Origin of the sequence: Aerococcus sp. Group 1 (assembly GCF_000193205.1) — a bacterium.
GTDB classification, from domain to species: domain Bacteria; phylum Bacillota; class Bacilli; order Lactobacillales; family Aerococcaceae; genus Aerococcus; species Aerococcus urinae_A.
Map to the genome: position 1 here is coordinate 1,629,569 of NC_015278.1, position 25,460 is coordinate 1,655,028.

Below are 25,460 nucleotides of genomic sequence, written 5' to 3' on the forward strand. Positions count from 1 at the left end.
TGCAGTTTTTTCATGTTTAGCATTATTTGTAGTTAGCTTTATACTGTTCAGCTTCTTCAGGGCTACAGTAAACATAGTGACCTGGAACGATTTCATGCATGCTTTCATTGCCAGTGAAGTCGGCATGGTCGTATGGGATCCGTTTCCGGTTACGCTCATGAATAGGGTCCGGTTGCGGCACCGCTGATAATAAACTCTTGGTATAAGGGTGTAAGGCATGGTAGTAGAGTTCATCGGAATCGGCTAACTCGACTAACTTTCCCCGGTACATAACCCCTATCCGGTTAGAGATGTATTTCACCATAGACAAGTCATGGGCAATAAAAAGATAGGTTAAATTAAACTCTTTTTGCAGGCGTTGCATCAAGTTAACCACTTGGGCCTGGATTGACACGTCCAAGGCTGAAATAGGTTCGTCAGCAATAATCATTTTAGGGTTGACCGCTAAGGCGCGGGCAATACCAATCCGTTGCCGTTGCCCCCCAGAAAATTCGTGAGGATAACGAGAAGCATGGTCAGCTTTCAAACCAACCACTTCAAGTAATTGCTTGACTCTTTCCTTGGCTTCCGCTTCACTATTACAGATCTTATGAATTTCCAGACCTTCCGCAATGATGTCTTCGACCTTCATCCGCGGATTCAAGGAAGCATAGGGATCTTGGAAGATCATTTGAATGTCTTTTCTAAAGGCTAATTCATCTTGACGCTTCTTAATGGCCGCAATATCCTTGCCTTCAAAGAGAATTTCCCCATCAGTTGGCTGATAAAGGCGCATGATGGCCCGTCCAGTTGTGGTCTTACCAGAACCCGATTCGCCAACCAGACCAAATGTTTCCCCTTCATAAATGTCGAAGGAAATATCATCGACACCACGCACTTCATTCTTTTGTCCCACATTAAAATATTGTTTTAAGTGATGAACTTCTAAGAGAGGTTTTTCTTGCTTAGTCATGGGCGACCTCCTTTTGTGCGGCTTGTTTATGGGCTTGGTCAAGTACGCCTGTGCTGGTACCATTTTCTTCAACTAGTCCCTCTGCCACTAATTGTTGATAGGTTTCAAAACGAGAACTGATTTCTTCAGGTACCGCCACTGCTGGACAATCGGGATGAAGTAACCAAGTAGCCGCAAAGTGGGTATTAGAAACTTGGAACATTGGCGGTTGTTCTTCATAGTCGATAGCCATAGCGTAGTCACTCCGCAAGGCAAAGGCGTCTCCCTTAGGTGGATCTAATAAGTCCGGTGGGGTCCCAGGGATGGAAAGTAGCTTACCCTCCGTATCTAGGGTTGGCATGGAGGTAATTAAGCCCCAAGTATAAGGATGTTGAGGATTATAGAAAATCTCATCAACCGTTCCATATTCCACAATCTTACCAGCATACATCACCGCTACCCGGTCAGCCACATTAGCCACCACACCCAGGTCGTGGGTAATGAAGATAATTGAGGTGCTTGAGGTGGTTTGGAGCTCTTTCATCAATTCTAAGATTTGGGCTTGAATAGTCACATCTAGAGCGGTGGTTGGTTCATCAGCGATCAGAATTTCAGGCCGACAAGCTAGGGCGATAGCAATAACAATTCTTTGCCTTTGACCCCCAGAGAATTGGTGGGGATAATCGCGCATCCGGTCTTTGGCATTAGGAATTCCCACTTGCTCTAAGAGTTCCAAGGCCCGCTTGTTAGCTTCTTCCTTAGACGCATTTTGATGGAGACGAATGGGCTCAGCCACTTGGTCCCCAATCCGCATAACAGGGTTCAAGGAAGTCATGGGGTCTTGGAAGATCATGGCAATGTCTTCTCCCCGAATGGCTTGCATTTCTTTATCGGTCTTTTTGAGTAAATTTTCATTTCTGAAATTGACCTCACCACCATTAACCACAGCATTGTTGGCTAAGAGACGCATCACCGTTCGAACGGTCACGGATTTTCCGGAGCCCGATTCACCAACAATGGCTAGGGTTTCGCCTTTTTTCAATTCAAAACTTACCCCGCGAATGGCTTGGACTTGACCAGCAAAGGTATCGAAACCAATTTCTAGATCTTTTACTTCTAGTACATTTTCACTCATTTGCTCGCCTCCTAATCCGTTGTTTTTGGATCAAGTGCATCTCTTAATCCATTTGCTAGCATATTAAATGAAATCATAACGATACAGAGGACACCCGCTGGATACCACATCAAGTGAGGTAGAAAGCGGAAGGTCTTATAACCATCGTTAATCAGTGTCCCTAAGGATGCTTGAGGGGCTGGAATCCCTAAACCAATAAAACTCAAGAAAGCTTCAAAGAAGATGGCTGAAGGAATGGAGAAGATGGTTTGAATAATAACCACCCCAGCAATATTAGGCAGAATATGCTTGAGGGCAATCTTGAAAGGAGATTCTCCTAGACTCCGTGCCGCTAAAACATATTCACTGGTTTTGATCTTCAGAGTTTCTGCCCGAACTAAACGCGCCATGGTAATCCACTCGGTCAAGGCTAGGGAAATAATAATGGATGAAATCCCTGGACGTAAGACGAGTAATAAGAGGATAACTACCACTAAGTTCGGCACCCCAGACATCACTTCTAAGATACGTTGCATCAAGTTGTCGACCTTGCCGCCCATCCAACCGGAAACAATCCCGTAAGGCACCCCAATTAAGAGGTTCAAGAGTGCGGCAACCACCCCGATAAAGAGGGAAACGCGAGTCCCGTAGAGAATCCGCGATAACAAGTCACGTCCTAAAGCGTCCGTTCCTAGGTAAAAGTATTGGCCTTCAGGAACCCCAGCCTTAGCATAAGCGTCAACCGCTGCGCCAGCCACTTTTGTTTTACCATCGAACCAGGACAAGGCTTCCAAGCCTGGAATCTTAGGAGGTAGGTTGGCAAATTGGGCATTTTGGGCAGCATAGTCGTAAGGAGCTAAAACCGGAGCTAATAAAGCAATGATAGCCACAATAATTAGGATAACCAAAGAAACAACAGCTGCTTTATTCTTCTTTAAGCGCCGCCAAGCATCTTGAATAAAACTCAAGGATGGTGCTGAGATAGTTTCAGCGGATAAATAATCCTCATGGTTAACCGGGCGGAAGCTTTCTTTACTCATTTTAGGGTAAGCTTTGGTATTTTCAGCCATTCTTAACGCCCTCCTTCTGTACTTACACGGATTCGTGGGTCAATAATTCCGTATAAGATGTCGACAATTAATAGGATAACTACCAAAGCGGTAGAGTAGAACATGGTCACACCCATAATGGTGGGGTAGTCATTAGTGGTAATGGATTTAACAAATTGTTCCCCAATCCCTGGGATAGCAAAGATATTCTCCACTACCATAGAACCCGTCATCAAGGCCACAGACAGGGGACCGAGGATGGTTACTAGGGGAATCAAGGCATTCCGTACCCCATGTTTAAAGGCCACCTTGGTTTGACTAAGTCCTTTAGCCCGAGCTAATTCGATATAGTCAGAATTCAAGACATCCACCATCTCAGTACGCACAAAACGCGCTGAGTTGGCCAAGGGCGAAATCGAGAGAGCAATGGTCGGTAAGACTGAGGACCACAGCCCACTATCCCAAAGAGCAATTGGGAACCAGCCCAGCTTAACAGCGAAAATCAGCTGTAAGAGGACAGCGAAAACAAAGTTAGGTATCGATTGCCCTAGGATCGAGAGAAAGGTTAGTCCAGAATCAATCCAAGTATTCCGGTACATGGCTGAAATAACCCCAAAAATAGTCCCAATTACGGTCCCTACCAGTAAAGCTTGGGCCCCTAATTGGATGGAAGGCCAGATTCGGGCACCTAATAATTCAGACACGGGGGTATTATTAAATTGGAATGAAACCCCAAAGTCGCCCTTCAGCATGCCTAAAATATAGCGAATATATTGCACAAATACTGGGTCGTTTAAGCCATAACGTTCATTCATAATATAAATCTGCTCAGGAGAAAGCTTATCTTCATTAGTATAAGGCGTTCCCGGTAAGAGCTTCATTAAGAAAAATGTGATCGTTGCAATTAGAAATAAGGTCAAAACCATAAAGAATATTCTTCTTAATAGAAACTTGCCATATGATTTCATAAATTGCGCCACCTCCTAATTTATGGTAAATTTAATAACATTGAAAATCACAATATAAGGAATGATATCAACTATGAAAAAAATAAAGGCCTTCTCTTGGTCAGTATATTAAGTGTCCTGCCACTCCTTCAATTATTAATTGAGTCTAGCTATCCATGGGCCAGACGCTTAAGTGACAGTTACTTTATACTTTCCGCTTGTTTTTTGATTCCCTCCCTTGCTGGTTGGATATTAAAAGCCGGTACCTTTGATACGTTTCAATCCATGTGGAAGAAATATGGGCCGAGGCTGTGGAAGGCAGCTCCCGATCCATCTCCAGTCAGCACAGAAGATTCTGACAAAGAAGACTATCTGTCGACTCACATCGGACCTTGGTACCGCAAAGGTCTAGCCATAGGAAGTTTTTTCCTAGTTTTATCACTTGTATTCCTATTACTATACTACTTATTTTAGAGAATTGCATCTACTTTTTATGGCTTAAAAGTAGCGTTTTATCTGTTTGAGTGTATAGAAATCTTATCATAGTATTCCTTACGTGATATATTCTAACAAAGACAAAAGAGGCTTGCTAGAGCCTCTTTTTAATTTTGCCTCATTCATCCTTCAATTTTATAGATCAAGCTTGATTAGGTGAAGGACATCTATTCTTCATTAATTAAATTCAGATTGCTTATTCAAAGTAAGCGGTTCTGAAGTCATATTCGAGGTTGACTGGGCGGAAAGTAATGCCTTTAAGATTTGGATTACGTAATTGGGTTTCTACCTCTTGATAGAGAACCAAGACCGCTTTGTCATCAGAGAGAATCTTTTGGGCTTCTTTAAAGTCTTCCCAACGTGTTTTAGGATCGTTAGCATCTTGGTTGCCTGCTCTTTCTACGACCTTATCGTATTCAGGATTCTTATAGTGACCTTGGTTGTAGAAATTATCAGATTTGAAAAGATCATAGAAGTTGCTTGCATCCGCATAGTCAGCTCCCCAACCGGTGATAACAATATCAAAGTTTCCTTCAGCCACTTGACTCATTCGGTTCTTCTTAGGCACGTTAGTAATTTCTACCTTAACTCCTGGCATATTTTCTTCAATTTGCCCTTGGATATATTGGGATTCCTTCTTGGACTTCTCATCATCATCAGCCAGTAAGCGGACAGTCACTTGGTCTTGACCAAGTTCAGACTTAGCCTTTTCCCAATGTTCTTTGGCCTTGCTCTTATCTGCAAATTTTTCATTTCCGTATTCACTGACGAAGTCTTCCCCGGTTTCAGGGTTAGCGACAAAGTTTTCTGGCACAAAGGTTGAAAGTCCCTTAGAACCGTCCCCAATAATTTTTGGGTCAATTCATCATTGTCGATCGCATAGTCAACAGCTTGACGGAAGTTGCGGTTAGCTAAGACCTTGTTCTCATAGTTAAGTTGTAAGTAACGGGTCCGTGCTTTCTCTTGTTGAACAGCGTTCGGATGGTCAGCAAATTGTTTAACAGTTTCACCGGTCAATAGTGAATTATCAACTTTCTTAGAGTCAAAAAGGTTAACGTTCGTTGAGACTTCTTTCATGACTTGGACATCAATATTATCCACTTTGACTTGGTCCTTATTATAGTAGTTTGGATTCTTTTCCAATTTCCATTCCAAGCCTGATCCGTCCCATTCCACCATCTTGTATGGGCCGCTAGCAATCGAGTTTTCGGCTGAGCTACCATAACGGTCACCCTTTTCTTCCACGAATTTTTGGTTAGTTGGGAAGAAAGGTACAAAGGATAAGAGGTGGTCCAAATATGGCGTCGGTTTGGACAAGTTAATTTCAATGGTATGGTCATCCAAGGCTTTTACGCCAATTTCTTCAGGGGCCTTCTTGCCTTCAGCAATTTCTGGACCATTGACAAAGTTCTCTAAGAGATAGGAGTAAGCCGCCCCTGTTTTAGGGTCAGCTAGGCGTCGAATGGCAAAGACAAAGTCATGGGCAGTCACAGGGTCCCCGTTCGACCACTTGGCATCGTCACGCATCTTAACGGTATAAGTCAAACCGTCTTCTGATTTTTCTGGCATTTCCTTGGCTAAGGCTGGTAGGACTTCATTCTTTTCATTTTCCCAATAGAGCCCTTCCTGGACTAAGCCAATATAATTAGCCGCGTTAATATCCATTACAGTCCCAGAATCGAGTGTCGATAGTTCGGTGTTAACAGCATAGTTAATGGTCGAATTTTTCCCACTCTTGTTTCCTGCACTTTCCTGTCCACTGCAAGCTGCCAAGAAAAGGCTAGCAGCCGTGGCAAGGAGCAAAGCACTACGTTTTACTTTCATATTTATCTCCCCTTAAAAATTTATTTAACTAATAAAATACCCTATTAGCGATAAATTGTCAAACTATTTTGAATACTTTTTAAATGAATAAATACAGCTGTTTTTTTGAAAAAGCTTCCTGTTATAAGAAGTGATCACCCTTTATAAGCAGAAAGACAAAAAAGACGCCCTACTTGAAAGTAGTGGCGCCTGTTAAAATCAGCCATTTAGCTGTTATTCATTGGCAGAATTATCAATTGTCGCTGTACGGATGTCAAATTCATTGCCTACAGGACGGTAAGTGATGCCTTGAACACGTGGGTTGCGGAGTTCAGCATCTTGTTTTTGGGATAAAACAATTGTTGCTTCATCAGCGGCTAAGAGACGTTGTGCTTCAATGAAGTCGTTGTAACGCGCTTGAGGGTCATTAGCATCTTCATTGGCGGCTTTTTCTAATAATTGGTCATAGGCTGGGTTAGAGTAGTTGCCATGGTTATTCGAGTGACCAGTCGTGAATAGGTCAAGGAAGTTGGAAGCATCGGCATAGTCAGCCAACCAGCCAGAAATGGCCATATCAAAGTCCCCAGCATTTTGTTGGGCAATCCGGTTTTTACCTGGCACAGTGATTAAGTCAACTTTTAAGCCAGGGAGGTTATTTTGGATTTGACCTTGGAGGTATTCACCCACTTGTTTAGACCCTTCGTCATCGGAAGAGAGTAAACGAATGCTGTAAGAGTCTTGTGGCAGTTCTTTTTGAACTTTTTCCCAGAGTTCTTTGGCCTTTTCAGGGTCATATTTTGGTTCAATGCCAGCGTCCTTGGTGAAATCTTCTCCCGTTTCAGGGTTGTGTACCAAGTCATTAGGCACTAAGGTACTTAGTGGGACGGAACCGTCTGCTTTAATTTGTTCAGCGTATTCCTTATTATCGATGGCATAGTTTAAGGCTTCACGGAAGTCTTTATTGGCTAATAATGGATTTTCTTGGTTCAACTCGATGTAGTAGGTTGAAGCAGTTGGACGGTATTCCAGGTGTGGATGGTCACTATATTGACGGACTAATTCACCACGTAAGAGCGCGTTATCCACTTCCCCATTTTCAAAGAGGTTCACGGTAGTGGAGTCTTCTTTAATGACTTGGACTTCAGCACCATCCACTTTCACTTGGTCAGCATTGTAGTAATCATCATTCTTGACTAATTTCCAATTTAAGCCAGTACCATCCCAGTCTTCCACCTTGAAAGGCCCATTGGCTAAGACATTATCGGAGTTGGTTCCGTAGTCATCACCTTTTTCTTCCACATATTTTTGGTTAAGTGGCGAGAAGGTAGTGAAGGCTAATAGGTGTTCCATGTATGGGGTTGGACGAGATAATTTGATTTCAATGGTGTAATCGTCTAAGGCTTTTACACCTAAATCTTCTACTGGGCGGTCGCCTTTTAACACTTCTTCCGCATTTTCGAAGTTTTCCACTAGGTAAGCATAGGTAGCCCCAGTTTCTGGATTGGCTAAGCGTTGGACAGCATAGACAAAGTCGTGAGCGGTGACAGGGTCTCCATTGGACCATTTAGCGTCATCGCGCATCTTAACGGTGTAAGTTAAGCCGTCTTCAGACTTTTCTGGCATTTCCTTGGCTAAAGCCGGATGCACTTCGTTATTTTCATCTTCCCAATATAAGGGATCTTGCATGTGACCAATGTAATTGGCACTTTGCACGTCCTCTACTCGGGTAGAGTCTAGGGTAGTCATTTCCTGTAATTCAGTCCGACGAATAACATTCTGGTTTTGGCTTTGGCCCTGCCCACAGCCACTAAGTACTAAGGCTGCAGAAGCTAGGACCGTCACAGCGAGTTTCTTAAACTTCATAATAATATTTTTCCTCCCCTAAAATAAATATAATTCGTATGGGATAATATACCTTAAAGAGTCAGAAAAATCAATCATTTCTACCGATTTTTAGTTAAAAAATGTACATTGTAAGCGCTGCCTGCCTTAATCAATGCATTTTTGTATTTCATTCATTACTTGGGGAGAATAAATAAAAACAGGGGCAGTTCCCTGTCTCTTAAAGAGTCAAGGAACTACTCCTGTTGAATGAAGTGTTTATTTGCTTGCCATTATTTTTCAGCGGCTGAATTATCAATTGTAGCGGTACGGTAGTCAAATTCATTACCAACGGCACGGTAGGTCGCCCCTTTGACACGTGGGTTACGTAATTCAGCGGTTACCCCTTGGTTGAGGACAATGACTGCTTCATCTTCAGCAAGAAGCTTTTGAGCTTCTAAGAAGTCATTGTAGCGGGCTTGTGGATCATTGGCATCTTGGTTAGCTGCCTTATTTAACAATTCATCATATTTTGGATTGGAATACTTACCGTCATTATTTGGATTTCCAGTCTTGAAGAGGTCAAGGAAATTAGAAGCATCAGCATAGTCTCCCAACCAACCAGAGAGCACAAGGTCGAAGTCGCCTGATCTTTGGGCAGCAATCCGGTTCTTACCAGGAACAGTAATCAAGTCTACTTTGAGGCCAGGTAAATTATTTTCTAATTGTCCTTGGAAGTATTCACCCACACGTTTGGACCCTTCATCGTCAGAAGACAAGATGCGTAGTTGATAAGAATCTTGTGGGACAGCAGCCTTAGCCTTTTCCCAGAGTTCTTGGGCCTTTTTAACATCAACTTTTGGTTCGATATTTGCCTCATCGACAAAGTCTTCCCCGGTTTCTGGGTTCTTGACTAAGCCCTTAGGCACAAAGGTTGAAATTGGGGTCGACCCGGTTGCCAAGATTTGGTCAGTATATTCTTTATTATCCAAGGCGTAGTCAAGAGCCAGACGGAAGTCCTTATTAGCCAATAGTGGGTTCTTGTGGTTGACACCGATGTAGGAAATTGAGGCCTTAGGTTTGAATTTCAGGTTAGGATTATCCTTGTATTGGCGGACTAACTCACCGGACAAGGTTGTATTATCAACCTCACCATTTTCGAATAAGTTAACTCGAGTGGAGATTTCCTTAATGACTTGAACATCAGCGCCATCGATTTTAACCTTGTCAGCATTGTAGTAGTCTGGGTTCTTGACTAATTTCCAGTTTAGCCCAGTGCCATCCCAGTCTTCCACCTTGAAAGGACCACTGGCGAGGACATTGTCGGAGTTGCTACCGTAAGCATCGCCCTTTTCTTCGACAAATTTCTTGTTCAATGGTGAGAAATTAGTGAAGGCCAGCAGATGTTCCATATATGGGGTTGGCTTGGATAACTTAATTTCTACAGTGTGGTCATCTAAGGCCTTAACCCCTAAGTCTTCCACTGGGCGGTCGCCCTTAAGAACTTCCTCAGCATTTTCGAAGTTTTCAACCAAGTAAGCATAAGAAGCCCCGGTTTCTGGGTTGGCTAAACGTTGGACCGCGTAAACAAAGTCATGGGCGGTAATGGGGTCTCCATTGGACCATTTAGCGTCATCACGCATCTTAATGGTGTAAGTTAAACCATCTTCAGACTTCTCTGGCATTTCCTTAGCTAAGGCTGGAGTGACATTATTATTTTCATCTTCCCAGTACAAGGGGTCTTGCATGTGGCCAATATAGGCAGAGCTCCCTGTATCTTCAACCGTGGACGAGTCTAGGGTGGAGATTTCCTGAGCCTCGGTGAGGTGAACGATCTTCTCATTAGCCTTACTATTTTGACTACAGCCCGCTAAAGCAAGAGCTGAGAGGGACAATAAACTTATAACTAATTTTCTTACCTTCATTTTCTTTACCTCCTCAAAGTAAGTTATCCAAAAATATACGCCTCGAGGAGGAAAAAAGCAATAACTTATAAAAGATTATTTAAAGTTTTTATAAATAAAAGTTAAGGAAATAGTCCGACAAGTCCGACAAATAAGCAATTCGATTAGAAAAAAAGACGGCAAATCCATTAAAGAATTTGTCGCCTTTTTTATGGGAAGGTAGAACTAAGTTTTGGAATAGGGATCTATTAAGGCTTCCTAATTCATTCAGTCAGAAACTTCTATCTCTAGTTTCAATTTCGTGTTTATAAGTCTTCCATTTGTCCTAATTCAATAATGACTTGGGTGTAAAGCCGGAGCAAGTCTGCTAAATTGCCTAAATCAATCCATTCATTGGCTTGGTGGGCAACCGTAGGATCATCAGCCATAGCTGCCCCAAAGCCCACACAATTAGGGATAAATTTACTGTAAGTCACCCCACCACTGACGGCTGGGGCTTGGTCTTCAGAAGGGAAGACTTCTTCAAATTGATTGAGCAGAGTCTGAATAGCTGGTCGCTTAGCATCGACCAAGGTCCACGGCACATCAAAAGTGGTCTCAAACTGAGCTTCTGGAAAATGAGTCTTAACTTGATCATAGAGCTGGTCACTGGTCCAGACATCAGGGTAGCGAATATCGACTTCCATCTGGTAAGCCCCCTTGCCATCAAGAACTAAGGTTCCTAAGTTAAAGGTTAAAGCCCCCATTTTTTCTGTTGCTGAGTCAATCCCTAAGCCAGAGCCATCACTTGACCCAATGCAGTCAAGAAGCTGGCTAGCGTAGTGGTCGCCGTAGGCATTAGCTGCAATGTCTAAGGCCCGGACAATGGCATTGGCCCCTAATTCAGGTACCGAAGAATGGGCCGCCTTGCCTTTGACTTGGATGACAACTAATTCACTATCACTAACCACTTTAGCAGGCCAGCCCTTGGCTCGGCAATAAGTTTCAGCCGCTTCAGGATTATTGGCCTTAAGGGCTATTTGGCAGAAAGAAGCCACCACATTAGCTCCTTCTCCGCCCTTTAGGCTATGGACCAAAGAATCTGCTGGCCATTGTCCGCTAATGGTCCAAGTAAGCGCCCCCTTTTCCCCAATAGACAAGGGAAAATCCCCATCAGGGGTAAAGGCAAAGCTCGGCTCAGGAGCCAGTTGGCGGAAATATTTCATATCATCCATATTACATTCTTCATCCGTCCCGTAAACCCATACCAATTGATTTTTGAGCGGAATATGATAGTCACGGATAATCTTTAAGGCATAGTAAACCAGCATGTCCGCCCGTTTCATATCATCACTACCCCGCCCGTAAAGACGGTTATCCACAATTTTACCAGAGAAAGGATCATCCTCCCAGCCCTCAGCCACATCCACCACATCTAAGTGACAGGCAATTTCTACCCGCTGGCCTTGGCCATTATTTTTAGGTTCAATGGTTAGGACATGCCCCTGGTGGTTTTCCGTCTGAAAGCCATCTGCCTGGGCCTTTTCTTCTAACCACTCCACCGCTTGAGCAATGGCAGGACCATAGGGTGCCTCTTCACTGGCCTGGTCCAAATCTCTGACCGAAGGAATTTGGACTAAGTTTTGAATATCTTTTATTAATGCGTCAACATATTGTGAATAGTCTATTTTTACCATGAATTCTCACTTCCTAATTAGCGCCAAGTCAGGCCTTGTGAAACGCTTACTCTTAATTCCCAGTTTAGCACATCTTACTGACTTTGAATACCTGTAAAGACTAGGCAATTTTATGCTATAATAAGCCAAATAGTCTGACAAGGGAGAATCTTTTTTAGGCTTCAAAGTCTATGATTAAGGACCCATTGTCAAGCAAAAAAGGAGGAAGAAAATGACTAGCAATAGCTACCAACGTTTAGATATTTTACAAGATAATCTCAAATCCCAAGGCATTAGTCGCCTAATAATTAGTGACCCCTACGCCATTTCTTACTACTACAATATTGAATTCGATCCCAATGAAAGAATCTGGTTAATGATCGCCCAGGCTGACCAAGAGCCGGTTTTAATTGCTAATGAACTCTTTGTCTTTGAAGAACCCGATAAGGGGCAGGTGGTTTGGATTAAAGACGGCGATAGTATCGTTGAAGCCTTTGAAAAAACCCAGGTATTCAAGGCCCTAGAAGAAGGTGCAAACGTTGGTGTCGATAAACATCTGATTGCAGGCTGGTTATTGCCCTTAATGGAAGCCTACCCAAGCTTTAACTGGTTACTGACCAGTGATATCGTTGACCAACAACGGGCCATCAAATCGGAAGAGGAAATGGCAGCCATGCGGGAAGTCTCTGCCATCACCGACCGGACGATGAAGCGGGTGATTGAAGAAGTGATTCCTTATGGCTATAGTGAGATTGAGGCTTGCGAACAATTGAAGAAAATCTTTGTCGAAGAAGGAGCCAACCAAGGCCTCAGCTTTGAGCCGATCATTGCCTATGGGCCTAACGGAGCCGATCCCCACCATGTGCCTGACCACTCTAAACCAGAGCTGGGGGACTCCGTAGTCATAGACATCGGCTGCCGCCATAACTATTACTGTTCTGATATGACCCGGACGGTTTATTATGGCCAACCTGCTAAGGAAGCGCTAGAAATCCACCAAATTGTTGAAGAAGCCCAAGCTCGGGGGATTGAAGCAGCTAAAGTGGGACAAGACTTGGCCGAAGTTGATCTAGCGGGACGAAACCATATCGACCAAGCCGGATACGGCCCTTACTTTACCCACCGGATTGGCCACTTCATCGGCCGAGAATGTCATGAAAAAGGTGACGTTTCAAAAGTCAACCAGACCCCTATCCAGGCGGGCAATATCTTCTCGGTAGAGCCAGGTATCTACCTGACCGGTAATACCGCAGTCAGAATCGAAGACTTAGTGATCGCCCATGATGATGGCCCTGAAGTCATCAACCACTACCCTCGTGAGGCACAAATTGTTGAACCCAAATAAAAGGATGTGAGGGCGCCATTAAAGGCTTGAATCGTTGGAAGAAAATACTATAAGCACAGGGAGCTGTGCGTTGGTATTTTCTGAAACGACTTCAAGACTGGCGTACGAGCTCAACTATAAGGATGTGAGGACTCCGTCAGAGACTTGAAGCGGTCGTTCGTCTTGTGACTAGAACAATTTCAAGATAGTAAAACAGAAGGCAAAAAGGAGGCTAGAACCTTAATTCCAGTCTCCTTTTTGCTTGGCATTATATTTAAATGTTATTGGCTTACTAAATAAAGGTAACCACCTGGCGGAAAAAGTTGACCAAGATTGGCATCACTAGGACCGCCACAATAATTGCTAGGATGGCTAAGAGTAAAACAATGAAACGGGAAGCTCCCTTGTTAGGTGACGACCATTGCCATTGGCGGCGTTTTTGCTTTTCAAAGAAAATTTCATTAGTATCTTGGTCATGAAGTTCTTGGTCATCAAAAGATAAGTCACGAAAATCATCACTATTGAATTCGGTGGTTGCTTGGTTGTACAAAGGATCATTCGCTTCACTTTTGCTCTTTGCTTGCTTTTGTTTTTCTTTTTCGTAAGCTTTTTTTGCTTGTCTGTAATCCCGGCGTTTCATCCACACACCACCCTTAAATAAAAGCTGTGACTTTAAACATTAGTATAGATTAGTTTACCTTTAATTTCTTGGAAATTCAACACAGGCCCTATCAAGGCAGGCAGAAAAATTCTCTACTTACACTCTTCCTTGAAATCACTTTCTTAGATACAAATTGACCCTTGTATGCTATGATACTAGAGAAATCAAGAGAACTAGGAGGTTCCTATGTCAAAAGAAAAAAGATTATTTACTAGTGAAAGTGTCACAGAAGGACATCCTGACAAGGTAGCCGACCAAATTAGTGATGCTATTCTGGACGCCGCTATTGCCCAAGATCCTAACAGTCGGGTAGCATGTGAAACCATCGTAAATACTGGCTTAGTTTTTATTTTTGGAGAGATCTCTACTAAAGCCGTCCTGAATTACCAAAAAATTGTTCGTGATACCGTGACTAAAATTGGTTACCGGCGTGGTAAGTTTGGCTTTGACGCTGAGAATTTATCAGTGATGGTGGCCATTGACCAACAATCTCCTGATATCGCCCAGGGGGTTGACATTTCCCTTGAAGCCCGAAAAGAAGACGATAGTTTGGCCGCTGAAGAGGCCATTGAGTCCTTAGGTGCTGGTGACCAAGGGTTGATGTTTGGTTACGCCTGTGATGAAACTGAGGAATATATGCCTCTGGCCATCACTCTAGCCCACCTCCTAACTGAACGTTTGGCCTATGCCCGCCACAGCGGCTTACTGCCTTACTTACGTCCCGATGGCAAAACCCAGGTAACAGTTGAATTGGATGAGGCAGGCAGACCCTTCCGCGTGGATACGATCGTGCTTTCTACTCAACATGCTGAAGAAATTACCCAAAAACAAATCCACCAAGATGTTAAGAAATACATTATTAAACCGGTAATTCCAGCTTCCCTATTGGATCAAAATACCAAGTACTATATTAATCCGACTGGCCGCTTTGTTATTGGCGGACCTAAGGGTGATTCCGGCTTAACCGGCCGCAAGATTATTGTGGATACCTACGGTGGCGCAGCCCGTCATGGTGGTGGGGCCTTTTCCGGAAAGGATGCCACTAAAGTGGATCGGTCAGCCTCTTATATGGCCCGCTATATTGCTAAAAATATCGTTGCTGCAGGCCTAGCTAAGGCTTGTGAAGTCCAACTCGCCTACGCCATTGGAGTCAGCGAACCGGTATCTATCGCTGTCGATACTTTTGAAACCGGGACTGTTTCTGAAGACCGCTTATTAGAAGCCATCCGTGAAATCTTCCCACTGTCCCCATCTGGTATTATCAATAGCTTAGATTTGCGCCGGCCCATCTATCAACCAACTGCTACCTACGGCCACTTTGGGCGCCCTAGTGATAAGGGCTACTTTCCTTGGGAAAAAACCGACCGCGTCCAAGCCCTATTAAAGGCCGTCCAATAGAATTCATTGAATACTTATGCCAAAGTAAAAAGGCTCCTGCTCAATCACTCGAGGGGGAGCCTTTTTATCGCTTTAAAACATATTCTCAAAATGATTAATTTAATTGCTGGGGGTAATTTTCTTTGAGATAGTCACAGAGCCCTTGGATACCTTGGCTGACCTTCTCGAAAGTTAATTCAAATTCACCGGTATACCAGGGGTCATCAATAATGCCGCCTTGGTCGGTAAAATCCATGAGGCGAAAAACCTTTTTGGGGTCAGCGCCTAGCCGCTTGATATCGGCAATATTTTGGTCATCCATCCCGATTAATAAATCTGCCTCTTGAATGATATCTTCAGTTAAGGGGGAGGAAATCAAGTCCTCCCACGAAATCCCTTCCCGCTCCAAGATTTGACGGCTGCCTGGATGGACACCATTACCTATTTCCCAGTCAGAAATAGCTGCTGATTCAACCTGAACCACTCTCTCCCAGTGGTTCTTTTTGACTAATTCACGCATCAAGGCCTCTGCCATGGGTGAGCGACAAATATTACCCAAACAAACAAAACAAATTCTAATCATATAGCCTCCTTCTACGCCTCGACAAATCTAATGCTCCTGACCCGATTTATGCTAAAATATAGCTACGATGAAAAGTCCTTGAAAGGAGAATTTTTATGATTTGTGGCGAACATCGCCCTACTCGGGTTGTTGTTTCAATTCCAAATATTGTTGATAACTACCTACTATTTAAACATGCCTTTAGCCCTAAAGCCAAGACATATGCAGTCATTAAAGCAGATGCCTATGGTCACGGCTCTATTCCTATTGCTAAAGCCCTCACAGAAGCCGGAGCAGAGGGCTTCTGTGTCGCTGTCACTGATGAAGCTCTGGCCCTCAGAGAAGCCGGTATCCAGGCTCCTATCCTCATTTTAGGGATCACCGAGGTTGAAGATGCCTGGCTTCATGCCCAACACGATATCAGTCTGACCATCTCGTCTTTAGCTTGGTTAAAAGCGGCTTACGCCCAACGCCCAACAGACCAAGAATTCCCCCCTTTAAAACTACATCTCAAGGTGGATTCAGGAATGGGTCGGATTGGTTTACGGGATAGTCAGGCGGGCCAGGAAATAATCGACTATATCAGTGACCACCAAGAAGCTTTTGAATTAGACGGAATTTTTACCCATTACGCCACTGCTGATAGCGATCAAGTCAAGGATCAAGACTATGTCGCTAAGCAATCCCAACGTTTTGAAGACTTTATCCAGGCTTTAGATTTTTCTCACCTTAATAAGAAGCCCCTCATTCACCGGTCCAATACGGCACTGGCCCTCTGGTACCCCGAAAAAACCATGGACATCGTCCGCCTAGGGATTGGTTTATATGGGGAAAGTCCCGCCGGCCCCGATTTTGCCCTTCCAGAGGATATGGCGCTAAAACCGGCTTTCACCCTGGAAAGTGAATTAGTCTATGTCAAAAAATTACAAGCTGGCGAATCGATTAGCTATGGAGCGACTTACACCACTGAATCGGATCAATGGATTGGAACCCTTCCGATTGGCTATGCTGATGGGCTACCAAGGTCTTCCTCTGGCTTTGAAGTCTTGATCGCTGGTTACAAGTGCCCAATTGTGGGGCGGGTATGCATGGACCAATGCATGGTCGCTCTCCCTAAAGAACTCCCCCTCCACGAAAAAGTCACCTTGATTGGTAGCGATGACCAAGGCAACCACATTTCAGCCTGGGACCTGGCCTTATATAACCATACTATTGCCTATGAAATTACTTGTGGTATTAGCGAACGGGTTCCACGCACCTATGTCTACTCATAAAGGCAATTGACAAAGCCTTGATAGCGTGCTAAATTAATTGTTAATAATATTCCACACAATTCAATATTAATAATTATTAAACGGAGGGGTTAGATATGTCAATTTATACTGGTTCAGGCGTTGCTTTGGTGACACCCTATGAGGATACGGAAGAAAAAAGGTTAATTTTGATGTATTCAAAGAATTAATCGACTTTCAAATTGACGCTGGTACTGACGCCCTCATTATCGACGGCACAACTGGTGAAGCTTCCACTCAAACCGACGAAGAACAAGTTGAAGTCATTAAGTTTGCGGTAGATTATGTTAATGGACGCGTTCCTGTCATTGCTGGTGCGGGCTCCAATGATACCCGCCATGGCGTCCAATTAACCAAAGATTGTGAAGCAGTCGGTGCGGATGCCATTCTTTCTGTTACTCCCTACTACTTAAAAACCAGCCAACAAGGCCTCATTGAACACTACCACGCCATCGCTGGAGCAGTAGATATTCCCGTGATCCTCTATGACGTTCCAGGAAGAACGGGAATGACCATTCAACCGAAAACCCTTAAAGAATTAGCTAAGGTGGATAATATTGTGGCCTTAAAAGATGCTACCGGTAACTTTAACCATTCTGTCGATAACTTACATGCTGTCGGCGAAACCATCGATTTCTATTCTGGCAATGATGATACTATCGTGCCATTAATGAGTTTAGGCGCAAAAGGGGTTATTTCGGTTTTAGCTAATATTGCGCCAAAAGCAGTCAACCAAATGACCCATGCGGCACTAAAGAGTGACTTCAAAACCGCAAGAAAGATTCAAGCCGACTACAAACCACTGATTGACTTGCTCTTTGCTGAGCCTAACCCTATTCCAATCAAGGCAGCGGTAGCCTTACTTGGTTTTAATGTGGGACCTACCCGCCTACCTTTAACGGCTCCGGGTAGTGAATTAGTCGAAAAAATTAAAGCTGAAATGCATTCCCTAGGCATCATTTAATGTAAGGCCTTCAAATTATACGAAAGGGCTGAGGCAAGAGTCTCAGCCCTTTTATTATCGATTTACTTGACTCGGTATTTATATTAAAATACTTTATTAATAATAGAACACAAAAAGGAGTCTCTCTTTATGTCACTCTTATCAGTTCCCTACCGGATCAAAGTCACTGCTTTAAAAAAAGACAATTTGCTGACCTATAATCGTTCCCTTTATCACCGTCAGGAGATGCTCTTTAGCCAAAAAGCTTTAGAACTCCAAACACCCAACCAAAGCTTAACTCTCCAAAGCCAGCAGGTCGTTTCCCTCCCTGCTAATATCCGGGTCAACTTTAAGACTGATAAGATCGATAAGGACCAGGAACATCTGGGCTTTCTTCTGGCTATTGGTGACCCCTACTTAGAAGCGGTCAGTGATAGCTTTATCGCTACTCCTGAAATTAATCAACTCTTTGCTAAGATGCAGATTTTAAGTGTTGACCGTCATGATTGGAAATACCTCAACCAGGTACTTACTGAAATGAACCAAACCCAATCCTATGCCAAGACACAGCTCCAACAAAAGCGACTTTTCGCCTTAACCTGTCAATTACTGGTGGACTGCTGTCATTTATTTGAGCAAAAACACCTCCACCCCCATATTCGTGACCAACGTTATGAATTAGCCACCGCCATTGCGCAATTTATTGACAGTCACCTGGCTGAAGACTTGCCCTTATCGCTCATTTCCAAGCGCTTTGCTTATAGTAGCTCCACCCTCAATCGTTTATTTGAAGAGTTTTACCATTCCACCCTCCACCAATATATCATCAACAAGCGATTAGAACGGGCCCAGGACTTAATTAGCCAGGGTGAATCGATCCAAAACACTTGGCAAAAGGTGGGTTTTAATGACTATTCTTCCTTCTACCGCGCATTCAAAAAACACTACCACTACCCACCCCACGATCTTCGTAAACATTAAGAAACTAGGCTCAATGCCTCTCTTTTAAGTCAAAGGAAAAGTGCTTCAGGCTAGTCGATCTTCCCTATAGGAAAATCAGACTAGTCTGAAGCACTTTTTATTCTCTATCAATTGATGTTCTCTAACTACATAGGCCTATTCACAGTCCTGGTCACCTTTCAAGCGGTAATCCAGTTCCCGGATCATCTTCACAATATAGTCTTCGGGTGAGTCAACCAAGTCCATATAGAGGCCGTAATAAACATAGGCGGTTTCATAGGAATGTAGGGCCATGGCCCGACTGGCTGCGGCCTTGAGTCCATTCAACATTTCTGCATTCGGATAGTTGATAATACGGTAATCCTTCTTAAACTTTTGCAGGGCTTCGCCTTCAAGGGCCGGCTCCAAGGAACCCATTTCCTCTTCGATAATCGCCAAGCGTTCTTGGGCCCGGGAATTATCCGACCAAGCCAAACTTAAGTAGTATAACTGAGTCGCGGTTTTTAGGTCATCTTTTTTCTCATAGAAATAAGCCAGGTAGGCAAACCCCCGAGAGAAATCTTCCCGTCTTACAGCGTAGCGAAAACCGCTCAAAATCGTCGCAAAGCTCATCCCATATTGTTCCATCAATTGGTAAACCCCTGCCAGGTTAAAAATGGTTTTGGCATTATAAGGGTTCCAAAGCAGGGCTTGCTTGTAGGCTTCAGCGGCCTCCTGCCATTCATTGGCGGCCATCAGCACTTCAGCGTAGGAAGTATAGATTTTGGAATAATCACGTTTGGTTGGACGCAATTCGAGTGTTTGAGGTTCATACCAAGTGAAAATAAATAAGTCGATCCAGTCATTAATCGAATAATATTTTACGTTAGGTTTAGGCTTATACTCAATAAAGTCAGCTTCCATGGCATTGATAAAGAGATTCATTTCAAACTGGGCATCAGTGGCCTTCCCTTCATCAATTAATTCTTTCATATGTTGGATGAAATCATCATCAGTACGATCCGTCAAATCTGTCCATAAACGTAAAATTGGTTCCTCTTCTTCAGGATAAGCATCTAGGAGGACTTTCTCAATCCGCTGACGTAATTCTTCATCCTCTTGTAAATCACGGAAATGATCCTTGACCTTGCTAACAATATAGGTCATATCGTCTTTAAAGTTTCCCGTAAAGTTTTTACTTAAATCATTTAACAGACTTTGCTGTTGTTCGTCCATACTAATCTCCTCAATTTTTCCCATTTTCAGCGTTTATCACTGCTTTATTTCCTTATTGTCGGTTCTGTCATGCTCAAGCTTAGAATTTAATGTAGTCATTATTCCCTATTCATCGTCATGGGGATAACGTCCCTCTAAATGTTCAATCATTTCCTCATAAGGACGTACTTTAACAAAAGAATCAGGTGTAAAGCGAGGTTGGTAGTCCTTAGGAAAATCCTCAAACTCCGCCGTATTAAAGAGATAGGCATTGAGCTGTTCATCATTTAAGGTCCGAAAGTAAGCCATCGGAATCATTTCATCGGTTAACCGGCCATTGCTCAAACGTTTAATATAATGAGAAATATTATTTAAATCATTATAGTAGGCAAAATATAATTCACTCTGTCGCCGATTAACTGGTGTAGAGGCAAATTCAACTAAAATTTTGAGTAGGGCTTGCTTTTCCAAGGGATTTCTGGCATCAAAACCACCATAGCTGGTTCTTAACATGTAAGGTTTATCAATATAAATCTCAGCTAATTTAAATTCATCATCATAAATTTTGAGCACACGTTCCGTTTCTGGTTCATCATTATGCTTCTTATTGACGACATAATAATTTTCGATAAAACCTAGTTCATTGAGTTTCGTGTATAGTTCATCAATTCGCATGATAGAGCCCCCTTCAAAGTCGATTACTTTAATTATAACATAGCTACCTGCAAAGCTATGTCGAAATAATCGATCACGCTTAGTCTTTACCCTTTCTTCAGTCAAGTTTACAGATTTATTATACCATTAATCTTTTTCTCTTAAAGCTAGGTTCCCTTGCCTAACTAGTGTATGATAGGCATAAGCAAAGGGACCTTATGTCCTAACTTTTCACCTTGAAAGGAGACTCCTCATGCCTCAACTTGCCCCCAAAAATTGGGAGCCCCAGCTCTACCAAAGACTTGACCAGTTGATTAAAAATCATCAGCAGCCAAGGGATACTCCCCGAGCTCAAAAAAACTATGTCGTTTTTGACTTTGACCATACCAGCATCTTTAACGATATTGAAGACCATAGCATGGTCTACACTGCATGCCACTTAGCCTATCAACTAAGCCCTACTGAAATGAAAAACTGCTTAAGCCAAAATAAAGCGGCTCTCGACCAAGCTATAAGTGGCCAAGAACCGCAAATCAGCTTTCAAGCGCTTATCGATGATATTATCGCTGACTACCAAAAGCTCTATCCCCAACGAGACGACTATCAGAAAAGCCAAAAACCTCTAGAAGACCGGCTTGAGGCTGACCCCTTATTTTTCAACTTTTTCTGTAAAATACGGACCTTTTACTTGGCTTATAACCAGCGCTTCCCTAAGCAAGCAGGCGCTTCCTGTCCAAGTTTTCTTTATCAAAACTTCACTGAAGCCGACTTTGTCAACCTCGGTAAAAAAGCCCTGGCTTATGGCTTAAGGGCTCCAATTAAAGACTTCACTTGGACCTACTCCTTGTCCGGAGACCCAAGGCAGTGTCTCAGCACTCACTTTAGCCAGGGACTACGTATTCCCAATGAATTGATTAATCTCTACCAGAGCTTGCATACGGCTGGGATCGCCACTTATATTGTGAGCGCTAGTCCCCAAAGTCTGGTGGAAACGGCCGTCAAATATTTCTATCCGATTGACCCACCCGAGATTATCGGCATGTCCTATAAACAGGATGAAGCCGGCATCTACCAAGCCCAATTAGAAAGTCATGCTCCGATTACTAAGGCAGCAGGTAAGGTCCAGGCCATTCAAGAGCTCATCCAGCCCAGACACCAAGCTAGAGAACCTTTGGCGGTCTTTGGCGATAGTATGGGGGACTATCAGATGTTTCAAGCCTTCTCTCCCTCCACCACCCGGGTACTATTCAACCGTTTATTAAATGATAAGACCCAAGATTTTGTCAGCCAGGCCCAAAAAGAATACACCAAGCCTAACCAGGTGTATTTTATCCAGGGCCGGGACAATAATACGGGAGCTTTGCGCCCTTCCCAAGAAACCATCCCCTTTGGTCAAGACCAGGCCTATCTCAGCCAAGCTCTTAATCAGTAGGCAAGGATGGATCCACTTGGTAAGTGAGTTTTTGCCCCTGGCGGGCGGCTAATAGGACTAAATATTCTTCTAAAGTGAGCTGGTAACGCTTAATGTATTGGGCAGTGGGAACCCCTACGTAGCGGTAATGCCATGGCTCAAAATCATAACCCGTGACAGCTTCCTTGCCTTCTAAGTAGCGGAGAATAAAGCCATAGTCTTGCGCATGGTCCCTAAGCCATTGGGCTGAAGCCTCTTTAGCATAGTCCGTTTCCAGCCCCCGCTTAGCTTGAACCCAATCGGTCCCCAAGAGGTCTAGGGCTAAACCAGTGCTGTGTTCTGAGGCATGGGTTGGGGCCACGTAGGCATCAGTTTTAGCCTTAGCTTCCTCTAAACTTGCGCCCCCTGCCTGATACATCTGAATCATGCTTTGCCGGTTCTTTTCCTGGCTATTGACATCCCGATAAGCGGAAACGATAGTCAAGGGATAGCCGGCTTTTTGAGCGGCTTCCATTAAATGATTAAGAGGGTCTTCGATACGCTCATCATAAAGCTGACCATTGGAGGCAGTGGCGGTTTGAATATCCACTGGTTCAGTCAAGGGAAAAAGCGGATTAACCACTTTTAGCCGCCAATCACCTGGCTGGTCTTCGGTCGGAATAGCTTGGATAAGCTCTGTGAGTGAGTATTGAGGATGGTGAGCTAGGACATCTGCTAGGGTCACGCCCTGCATACGTTGGTCCTTTAAATCAGCCACCCCTATCTCTTTCTCAGTTAATTTTTGATTCAATTGGGCCAATTCATCGTCTGGGCTAACTTTTCCCTCCTGCTGGGCTTCGTTGGCAGCTTTAAAACTGGGATAATAAATATCTACTCCAAGTAGGATGATTGCATAAAGTAAAACAAGTCCCAAAATATAGGCTTTAGGGTGATTTTTTAACCAATCTTTCATTTTTTACCCTCCCTTTTTAATTATGCCTAGTATACCACCATGCCGGCTAAATATTAGCGGCTAATTGTAGGAAATTATGCTACAATTATTGGCAATGAGTTAAGAAAGTAGGTAAAGATCTTGCATCGTGATTCTCTTAAAGACGCCAAGCGAATTGTTATCAAAGTGGGTACCAATTCCCTGATGACGTCGACCAACAATATCCGCTACCAACGCATTGACCGCCTAGCTTATGTGATCTCTTCCCTTGCCCAAAGTGGAAAAGAAGTCATCTTAGTCTCTTCGGGAGCCATGGGTGTGGGCTGTGCCCAACTGAATCTCCCCAAGCGCCCCAAAAATATTCCCGACCAACAAGCCGTTGCCGCTGTCGGTCAAGTGGCTCTAATGAATACCTACGCCCGCTTTTTCTCTTATTATCATAAATCAGTCGCCCAAATTCTCATGACTAGAGACGTGATTGATTTCCATGATTCTCTAGCCAATTTGAAAAATAATTTTGCCAGTTTACTCAAGCACCAAATTATCCCTATCGTTAATGAAAATGACGCCATTGCCGTCGATGAAATGGACCATAAAGTACGTTTTGGAGATAATGATAACCTCTCCGCCTTGGTGGCTTCCATAGTTGAAGCTGACCTGCTTATCTTATTAACCGACGTGGACGGCTTTTATGATGCTAACCCGAATACTGATCCCCAAGCCAAACGCTTCTCAACCATCCATGAAGTTAATGCAGACTATCTGGCTATGGCTGGTGATAAGGGATCGACCTTCTCTACCGGTGGGATGCATAGTAAGCTGAAGGCAGCTGCTAAAACCCTAGAAGAAGGTCGTCGTTTAGTCATTATGTCTTCTGAAGAGCCTAGCCAAATCTTTGACCTCTTAGCAGGGGCTGATATTGGCACTGCCTTTATTCCTAAAAACGAATCATAACATTTATCCAAGGAGTGAACAATCATGATTAATTCAGCTGATTTAGTGCAAATGGGCCAAGATGCCAAAACGACAGCCCGTCAACTCAGCAATTTATCCCGGGCTAAAAAAGACCAAGCCCTTATCCAAATGGCTCAGGCCCTAAGAAATGCCTCAGAAAATATTCTCCAAACCAACCAGGCAGAGTGCCAAAAAGCCCAAGAACAAGGACTGAAAGCTGCTTTTGTGGAACGGATGACCTTAAATCCAGACCGCATTGAAGCTATGGCCCAAGGTCTAGAAAAAGTCGCCCAATTAGACGACCCCATCAACCACGTCGATGAAATGTGGGTCAGTGATGAGGGATTAAGGATTGGTAAGCGTCGGGTGCCACTAGGCGTTATCGGTATCATTTATGAATCGCGGCCTAATGTTTCTTCTGACGCGGCTGGTCTCTGCTTTAAAACGGGGAATGCTGTCATTTTGCGTGGAGGTAAGGAGACCATTCAAACCAATCAAGCCATTGTCAATGCTCTCCAAAAAGGCCTTCAAGCTGCCGGCTTACCCCAAGAAGCTATCCAGTTAATCAACAACCCTAGCCACGATTTAGCTGGTCAAATGATGACTATGAATACTAGCATCGACTGCTTAATCCCCCGCGGTAGCAAAAACTTGATCCAAAGAGTTGTCCAAACCGCTACGATTCCAACCATTGAAACTGGCTACGGTAATTGCCACCTCTATGTCCATGAAGATGCTGATTTTGATATGGCCATAAATATACTTATCAATGGTAAAACTCAAAGAGTCTCTGTCTGCAACGCCTTAGAAACCCTCTTAGTCGACCAAGCGATTGCCAAAGATTTTCTTCCCCTAGCTGGTCAGGCACTGAAGGACCACCAGGTTAAAATCCATGGGGACCAAGTCACCGCTGACTATATCGATGGTGTTATCCCAGCCACTGCAACCGACTATGACGAGGAATACTTGGACTATGAAATTGCCATTAAGGTAGTTAAAGGTTACCAAGAGGCCGTTGACCATATTGCTGAACACTCTAGTCACCATTCCGAAGCCATTGTAACCAATGATTATGCCATCGCTAACTGCTTTATGGATGACGTGGACTCGGCCTGTGTCTACGTTAATGCCTCGACCCGCTTTACCGACGGTGAGGTCTTTGGCTTTGGTGGCGAGATCGGAATTTCCACCCAAAAACTCCACGCCCGTGGCCCCATGGGCTTAGAAGCACTCACCTCCTATAAATACACCATCTTCGGCCAAGGCCAAATCAGAGAATAAAAGAGTGCGACAAGCGCAAAAAGAGGTGAGAGCATTGGAAGAAGTGCGCAGTAAATCCTCATAGAGGATTTACAAGGACCTCTGAAATGGAGCTCACCTCGCGCTTGGAACACGTTTAGGAGAGTGCGACATTCACAACCAAGGACGAAGCCTAGCAAACGTTCAAAAAATTAAACAAGCAAAAACGGAGTTGCCCA

The 25,460-nt window shown here is 43.8% G+C and carries 22 protein-coding genes and 1 pseudogene; 9 read left to right on the plus strand and 14 right to left on the minus strand.

What is annotated here, in order from left to right:
• Window positions 1-22: 22 nt before the first annotated feature.
• Genes HMPREF9243_RS07630 through opp3b form a run of 4 tightly spaced genes read right to left on the minus strand, consistent with a single transcriptional unit; the run spans window position 23 to window position 4,062 of the window.
• Window positions 23-952 (minus strand): ABC transporter ATP-binding protein, encoded by a 930-nt coding sequence (locus HMPREF9243_RS07630; RefSeq protein WP_013670088.1) that lies wholly within the window; start codon window positions 950-952, stop codon window positions 23-25.
• Complete coding sequence (locus HMPREF9243_RS07635; protein ID WP_013668540.1) at window positions 945-2,066, minus strand: ABC transporter ATP-binding protein; 1,122 nt, start codon at window positions 2,064-2,066, stop codon at window positions 945-947. Before HMPREF9243_RS07635 ends, HMPREF9243_RS07630 begins: the two co-directional genes overlap by 8 nt.
• Window positions 2,067-2,077: 11 nt before the next feature.
• Window positions 2,078-3,115, minus strand: a complete 1,038-nt coding sequence (gene opp3C, locus HMPREF9243_RS07640) for an oligopeptide ABC transporter permease (RefSeq protein WP_013669512.1) — start codon at window positions 3,113-3,115, stop codon at window positions 2,078-2,080.
• A gap of 2 nt (window positions 3,116-3,117) precedes the next feature.
• Entirely contained in the window at window positions 3,118-4,062 is a 945-nt protein-coding gene (gene opp3b / locus HMPREF9243_RS07645) for an oligopeptide ABC transporter permease (protein WP_013669345.1), read from the minus strand.
• 96 nt (window positions 4,063-4,158) lie between these two features.
• Between opp3b and HMPREF9243_RS10760 the strand changes: the two genes are divergently transcribed.
• On the plus strand, window positions 4,159-4,515 hold the full coding sequence (locus HMPREF9243_RS10760; RefSeq protein WP_269208284.1) for a DUF3899 domain-containing protein: 357 nt from the start codon (window positions 4,159-4,161) through the stop codon (window positions 4,513-4,515).
• A 217-nt stretch (window positions 4,516-4,732) separates the two neighbouring features.
• Here the strand turns inward: HMPREF9243_RS10760 and HMPREF9243_RS10895 are convergent, their stop codons facing one another.
• The 5 genes and pseudogenes from HMPREF9243_RS10895 to HMPREF9243_RS07670 all read right to left on the minus strand — a co-directional run bounded on the left by HMPREF9243_RS10895 (window position 4,733) and on the right by HMPREF9243_RS07670 (window position 11,740).
• Window positions 4,733-5,350 carry an ABC transporter substrate-binding protein gene (locus HMPREF9243_RS10895; RefSeq protein ID WP_269208275.1) on the minus strand — a complete coding sequence of 206 codons (618 nt, stop codon included), beginning with the start codon at window positions 5,348-5,350 and terminating at the stop codon, window positions 4,733-4,735.
• An 86-nt stretch (window positions 5,351-5,436) separates the two neighbouring features.
• Window positions 5,437-6,360: pseudogene (locus tag HMPREF9243_RS10900) on the minus strand (peptide ABC transporter substrate-binding protein); the annotation flags it as partial.
• Window positions 6,361-6,573: 213 nt separating this feature from the next.
• Window positions 6,574-8,202, minus strand: a complete 1,629-nt coding sequence (locus tag HMPREF9243_RS07660; RefSeq protein ID WP_013669917.1) for a peptide ABC transporter substrate-binding protein — start codon at window positions 8,200-8,202, stop codon at window positions 6,574-6,576.
• A gap of 251 nt (window positions 8,203-8,453) precedes the next feature.
• Window positions 8,454-10,085 (minus strand): peptide ABC transporter substrate-binding protein, encoded by a 1,632-nt coding sequence (locus HMPREF9243_RS07665; RefSeq protein WP_013668962.1) that lies wholly within the window; start codon window positions 10,083-10,085, stop codon window positions 8,454-8,456.
• Between the two features lie 284 nt (window positions 10,086-10,369).
• Entirely contained in the window at window positions 10,370-11,740 is a 1,371-nt protein-coding gene (locus HMPREF9243_RS07670) for a Sapep family Mn(2+)-dependent dipeptidase (RefSeq protein ID WP_013670012.1), read from the minus strand.
• A gap of 211 nt (window positions 11,741-11,951) precedes the next feature.
• Here HMPREF9243_RS07670 and HMPREF9243_RS07675 point away from each other — a divergent pair, with 211 nt between their 5' ends.
• Window positions 11,952-13,064, plus strand: a complete 1,113-nt coding sequence (locus HMPREF9243_RS07675) for a Xaa-Pro peptidase family protein (RefSeq protein ID WP_013669253.1) — start codon at window positions 11,952-11,954, stop codon at window positions 13,062-13,064.
• A 271-nt stretch (window positions 13,065-13,335) separates the two neighbouring features.
• Here the strand turns inward: HMPREF9243_RS07675 and HMPREF9243_RS07680 are convergent, their stop codons facing one another.
• Entirely contained in the window at window positions 13,336-13,683 is a 348-nt protein-coding gene (locus HMPREF9243_RS07680; protein WP_013668591.1) for a hypothetical protein, read from the minus strand.
• A gap of 207 nt (window positions 13,684-13,890) precedes the next feature.
• Between HMPREF9243_RS07680 and metK the strand changes: the two genes are divergently transcribed.
• The gene (gene metK / locus HMPREF9243_RS07685; protein WP_013669702.1) at window positions 13,891-15,102 is read left to right on the plus strand and encodes a methionine adenosyltransferase; all 1,212 of its coding nucleotides are present in this window, start codon (window positions 13,891-13,893) and stop codon (window positions 15,100-15,102) included.
• Window positions 15,103-15,196: 94 nt separating this feature from the next.
• Here the strand turns inward: metK and HMPREF9243_RS07690 are convergent, their stop codons facing one another.
• The gene (locus HMPREF9243_RS07690) at window positions 15,197-15,664 is read right to left on the minus strand and encodes a low molecular weight protein-tyrosine-phosphatase (protein ID WP_013669751.1); all 468 of its coding nucleotides are present in this window, start codon (window positions 15,662-15,664) and stop codon (window positions 15,197-15,199) included.
• A gap of 95 nt (window positions 15,665-15,759) precedes the next feature.
• Between HMPREF9243_RS07690 and alr the strand changes: the two genes are divergently transcribed.
• The 3 genes from alr to HMPREF9243_RS10025 all read left to right on the plus strand — a co-directional run bounded on the left by alr (window position 15,760) and on the right by HMPREF9243_RS10025 (window position 18,859).
• On the plus strand, window positions 15,760-16,917 hold the full coding sequence (gene alr, locus HMPREF9243_RS07695) for an alanine racemase (RefSeq protein ID WP_013669040.1): 1,158 nt from the start codon (window positions 15,760-15,762) through the stop codon (window positions 16,915-16,917).
• Window positions 16,918-17,116: 199 nt separating this feature from the next.
• Window positions 17,117-17,899 carry a 4-hydroxy-tetrahydrodipicolinate synthase gene (gene dapA / locus HMPREF9243_RS07700; RefSeq protein ID WP_231286979.1) on the plus strand — a complete coding sequence of 261 codons (783 nt, stop codon included), beginning with the start codon at window positions 17,117-17,119 and terminating at the stop codon, window positions 17,897-17,899.
• 129 nt (window positions 17,900-18,028) lie between these two features.
• The gene (locus tag HMPREF9243_RS10025; protein WP_013669940.1) at window positions 18,029-18,859 is read left to right on the plus strand and encodes an AraC family transcriptional regulator; all 831 of its coding nucleotides are present in this window, start codon (window positions 18,029-18,031) and stop codon (window positions 18,857-18,859) included.
• 135 nt (window positions 18,860-18,994) lie between these two features.
• On the opposite strand, the gene HMPREF9243_RS07710 is transcribed toward HMPREF9243_RS10025, so the two are convergent.
• Complete coding sequence (locus HMPREF9243_RS07710; protein ID WP_013669228.1) at window positions 18,995-20,053, minus strand: tetratricopeptide repeat protein; 1,059 nt, start codon at window positions 20,051-20,053, stop codon at window positions 18,995-18,997.
• Between the two features lie 105 nt (window positions 20,054-20,158).
• A complete protein-coding gene (locus HMPREF9243_RS07715) occupies window positions 20,159-20,707 on the minus strand; it encodes a hypothetical protein (protein WP_013669536.1) in 549 nt (182 codons plus the stop codon).
• A 232-nt stretch (window positions 20,708-20,939) separates the two neighbouring features.
• On the opposite strand from HMPREF9243_RS07715, the gene HMPREF9243_RS10030 reads away from it, so the two are divergent.
• Window positions 20,940-22,118 carry an HAD family hydrolase gene (locus HMPREF9243_RS10030; protein ID WP_013669706.1) on the plus strand — a complete coding sequence of 393 codons (1,179 nt, stop codon included), beginning with the start codon at window positions 20,940-20,942 and terminating at the stop codon, window positions 22,116-22,118.
• Here the strand turns inward: HMPREF9243_RS10030 and HMPREF9243_RS10035 are convergent.
• Entirely contained in the window at window positions 22,108-23,049 is a 942-nt protein-coding gene (locus HMPREF9243_RS10035) for a D-alanyl-D-alanine carboxypeptidase family protein (protein WP_013668966.1), read from the minus strand. The genes HMPREF9243_RS10030 and HMPREF9243_RS10035 overlap by 11 nt on opposite strands.
• Window positions 23,050-23,169: 120 nt before the next feature.
• Here HMPREF9243_RS10035 and proB point away from each other — a divergent pair, with 120 nt between their 5' ends.
• Entirely contained in the window at window positions 23,170-23,982 is an 813-nt protein-coding gene (gene proB / locus HMPREF9243_RS07730; RefSeq protein ID WP_013670047.1) for a glutamate 5-kinase, read from the plus strand.
• Window positions 23,983-24,006: 24 nt separating this feature from the next.
• Complete coding sequence (locus HMPREF9243_RS07735) at window positions 24,007-25,263, plus strand: glutamate-5-semialdehyde dehydrogenase (protein WP_013668886.1); 1,257 nt, start codon at window positions 24,007-24,009, stop codon at window positions 25,261-25,263.
• Window positions 25,264-25,460 lie beyond the last annotated feature (197 nt).